The 3658-nt window shown below is 42.7% G+C and carries 3 protein-coding genes; all 3 read right to left on the bottom strand.

The window, feature by feature from the left end:
* Positions 1 to 127 precede the first annotated feature (127 nt).
* The 3 genes from fusA to rpsL all read right to left on the bottom strand — a co-directional run bounded on the left by fusA (position 128) and on the right by rpsL (position 3381).
* Complete coding sequence (gene fusA / locus K1J10_RS10230) at positions 128 to 2209, bottom strand: elongation factor G (protein ID WP_223357270.1); 2082 nt, start codon at positions 2207 to 2209, stop codon at positions 128 to 130.
* Positions 2210 to 2477: 268 nt separating this feature from the next.
* On the bottom strand, positions 2478 to 2948 hold the full coding sequence (rpsG, locus tag K1J10_RS10225; RefSeq protein ID WP_003003105.1) for a 30S ribosomal protein S7: 471 nt from the start codon (positions 2946 to 2948) through the stop codon (positions 2478 to 2480).
* A 19-nt stretch (positions 2949 to 2967) separates the two neighbouring features.
* Positions 2968 to 3381 (bottom strand): 30S ribosomal protein S12, encoded by a 414-nt coding sequence (gene rpsL / locus K1J10_RS10220; RefSeq protein WP_001142332.1) that lies wholly within the window; start codon positions 3379 to 3381, stop codon positions 2968 to 2970.
* Positions 3382 to 3658 lie beyond the last annotated feature (277 nt).

The raw sequence follows: 3658 nt of genomic DNA, 5'->3' as shown, positions 1-3658 counted from the left end.
TTGTGTGAATACTTACAGTTTACCCCAATGAAACGCTATGAGTTTTTTTGTTGCACTATATTTTACAATTTATCGAATCAAAAAAAGCTATCCTCCTATGAGGAAAGCTTTTAGCTAGACGGTAAAATTATGCTTCACCTTTAGCTTTTTTAATGATTTCTTCTTGTACTGATTTCGGTACATCTTCGTAGTGGTCAAATACCATCATGAAAGTACCACGTCCTTGAGTTGCAGAACGAAGGACAGTAGCGTAACCGAACATTTCAGCAAGTGGTACATAAGCACGAACGATTTGGCTTGCACCGTGTGCTTCCATACCGTCTACACGTCCACGACGAGCAGTTACGTGACCCATAACATCCCCAAGGTTTTCTTCAGGAACTGTGATGGTTACAAGCATCATTGGTTCAAGGATAGCTGGTTGAGCTGATTTAGCTGCTTCTTTAAGAGCAAGAGATGCAGCAATCTTGAAGGCAGTTTCAGATGAGTCGACATCGTGGTATGAACCATCGTAAAGCTTAGCTTTCACGTCAACCATTGGGTAGCCCGCAAGCACACCGTTCGCCATAGATTCTTGAAGTCCTTTTTCTACTGCAGGGATGAATTCACGTGGAACCACACCACCGACGATCGCATTTTCGAACTCGAATCCTTTACCTTCTTCGTTTGGAGTAAATTCGATCCAAACATCACCAAACTGACCTTTACCACCAGATTGACGTTTGAAGAATCCACGTGCTTGTGTAGAAGCGCGGAATGTTTCACGGTAAGATACTTGAGGAGCACCAACGTTTGCTTCAACCTTGAATTCACGTTTCATACGGTCAACAAGGACATCCAAGTGCAACTCACCCATACCAGAGATAACTGTTTCACCAGTTTCAGGGTTTGTTTCAACGCGGAATGTTGGATCTTCTTCAGCCAATTTTTGAAGGGCGATACCCATCTTATCTTGGTCTGCTTTAGATTTTGGCTCAACCATCAATTGGATAACTGGTTCTGGAACTTCGATTGACTCAAGGATAATTTTCGCTTTTTCATCTGTCAATGAGTCACCAGTTGTTGTATCTTTCAAACCAACAGCAGCTGCGATATCTCCAGAGTAAACTGTTTCGATTTCCATACGAGTGTTGGCGTGCATTTGAAGGATACGTCCGATACGTTCACGTTTACCTTTAGAAGTGTTCAATACGTATGAACCTGAGTTCAAGACACCTGAGTAAACACGGAAGAATGTCAAACGACCTACGAATGGGTCGGTCATGATCTTGAAGGCAAGAGCTGCAAATGGCTCTTCATCAGATGCTGGACGTTCTTCTTCTTCGTCTGTATCTGGGTTTACACCCTTGATTGCAGGGATATCAAGTGGGCTTGGAAGATAGTCAAGGACTGCATCCAACATCAATTGAACTCCTTTGTTCTTGAAGGCAGAACCACAAAGCACTGGGAAGAATTCAACATTGATAGTTGCTTTACGGATAGCAGCTTTCAATTCTTCGTTAGTGATTTCTTCACCTTCAAGGTATTTCATCATCAAGTCTTCATCAGTTTCAGCAACTGCTTCAACCAATTTTTCACGGTATTCTTGAGCTTGGTCAAGGTATTCAGCTGGGATATCTTCTTCAAGAATATCTGTACCAAGGTCGTTGGTGTAGATTTCAGCTTTCATCTTGATCAAGTCGATGATTCCACGGAAGTCATCTTCTGAACCGATTGGCAATTGAATTGGGTGTGCGTTTGCTTGAAGACGATCATGAAGTGTGCTTACTGAGTAAAGGAAGTCAGCACCGATTTTATCCATCTTGTTCGCAAATACGATACGAGGAACACGGTATTCAGTCGCTTGGCGCCAAACTGTTTCTGTTTGAGGCTCAACACCTGATTGTGAGTCAAGAACCGTTACAGCACCGTCCAAAACGCGGAGTGAACGTTGTACTTCGATAGTGAAGTCCACGTGTCCTGGTGTGTCGATGATGTTAACACGAGTGTCTTTCCATTGAGCAGTTGTCGCAGCAGATGTGATAGTGATACCACGTTCTTGTTCTTGCTCCATCCAGTCCATTTGTGACGCACCTTCGTGAGTTTCACCGATTTTGTGAATCTTACCAGTGTAGTAAAGGATACGCTCAGTTGTAGTTGTTTTACCAGCATCGACGTGGGCCATGATACCGATATTACGAGTTTTTTCAAGTGAAAATTCGCGTGCCATGAGGTTTTGTTCTCCTATATTTTTTATTTCTATACTATTATAACATGATTTAACAAAAACGGATAGGCAGGACCTACCCGTTCTCATTGTTTATCCTGTTTGATTTAGCTGATTTGAGCTCAATTGAACTCGGGCTAAAAGCTCAAGTTAACTGATTTGAACCCGAGCGAGGCCCGGCGCAAAAAAGATAAACTGCTTTGTGTTCACGGAACACTGCATCAGTTTCCTATTTTTGCCTTGGGCCTTTAGCGCTCTTGGTATCATTTTCTTACCAGCGGAAGTGTGCGAAGGCACGGTTAGCTTCAGCCATACGGTGAGTGTCTTCACGTTTCTTAACTGCTGCACCAGTGTTGTTTGCAGCATCCAAGATTTCTTTAGCAAGGCGGTCAACCATTGTGTGCTCACCACGTTGACGAGCGATGGTTACCAACCAACGAAGTCCAAGTGTTGTACGACGTTCTGGACGAACTTCAACTGGGACTTGGTAGTTAGATCCACCAACACGACGTGCACGTACTTCAAGTACAGGCATGATGTTTTCCATTGCTGTTTCAAATACTTCAAGCGCGTCATTTCCAGTAGCTTCTTTGATTTGCTCAAAAGCACCATAAACGATTGAAGCTGCTGTACCACGTTTACCATCAAGCATAACGCGGTTGATAAGACGAGTAACTAGTTGTGAATTGTAAAGCGGATCTGGCAATACATCGCGCTTTGGAGCTCTATTTTTACGACTCATTTCTCTTTATCCCCTTTCCTTATGCTTTTGGACGTTTAGTACCGTATTTAGAACGGCCTTGTTTACGATCGTTAACACCTGCAGTATCAAGTGCACCACGGACGATATGGTAACGTACCCCTGGAAGGTCTTTTACACGTCCACCGCGAAGAAGCACCACGCTGTGCTCTTGCAAGTTGTGTCCGATACCTGGGATGTAGGCAGTAACTTCGATCAAGTTGCTCAAACGTACACGAGCGAATTTACGAAGGGCAGAGTTAGGTTTTTTAGGTGTCATTGTTCCAACACGAGTTGCAACACCACGTTTTTGTGGTGAAGAAACGTTTGTTTGAACTTTTTTATGACTGTTGTAACCAACGTTCAAAGCTGGTGATTTAGATTTTTCTACTTTTGATTTACGCGGTTTGCGAACCAATTGGTTAATTGTAGGCATCTACATTCTCCTGTATTTTTTTATTTTTGGTGATGATACACTTGGTGACAGCTACCATCTGTGTGTACTTTTGCAACATTTGTCAGCACGTCCCTGTACACTCTTGAGAGACCAAAAGTAAAAAGTACCGTCTATTATTGTAACATAGCGGTACTTTCACTGTCAAGATTTTTTTCTCTTTTTTGCACGATTGCTTCTTCTGCCCTGTTGTAAAATGAAGTGCAACACAAAAGATACGTTCATCTGATATACTAGAATTGCGAAAAACAGCATAAAG

Source organism: Streptococcus australis, from assembly GCF_019930045.1.
GTDB classification, from domain to species: Bacteria; Bacillota; Bacilli; order Lactobacillales; family Streptococcaceae; genus Streptococcus; species Streptococcus australis_D.
This window is presented reverse-complemented; position numbering and strand designations above follow the sequence as displayed.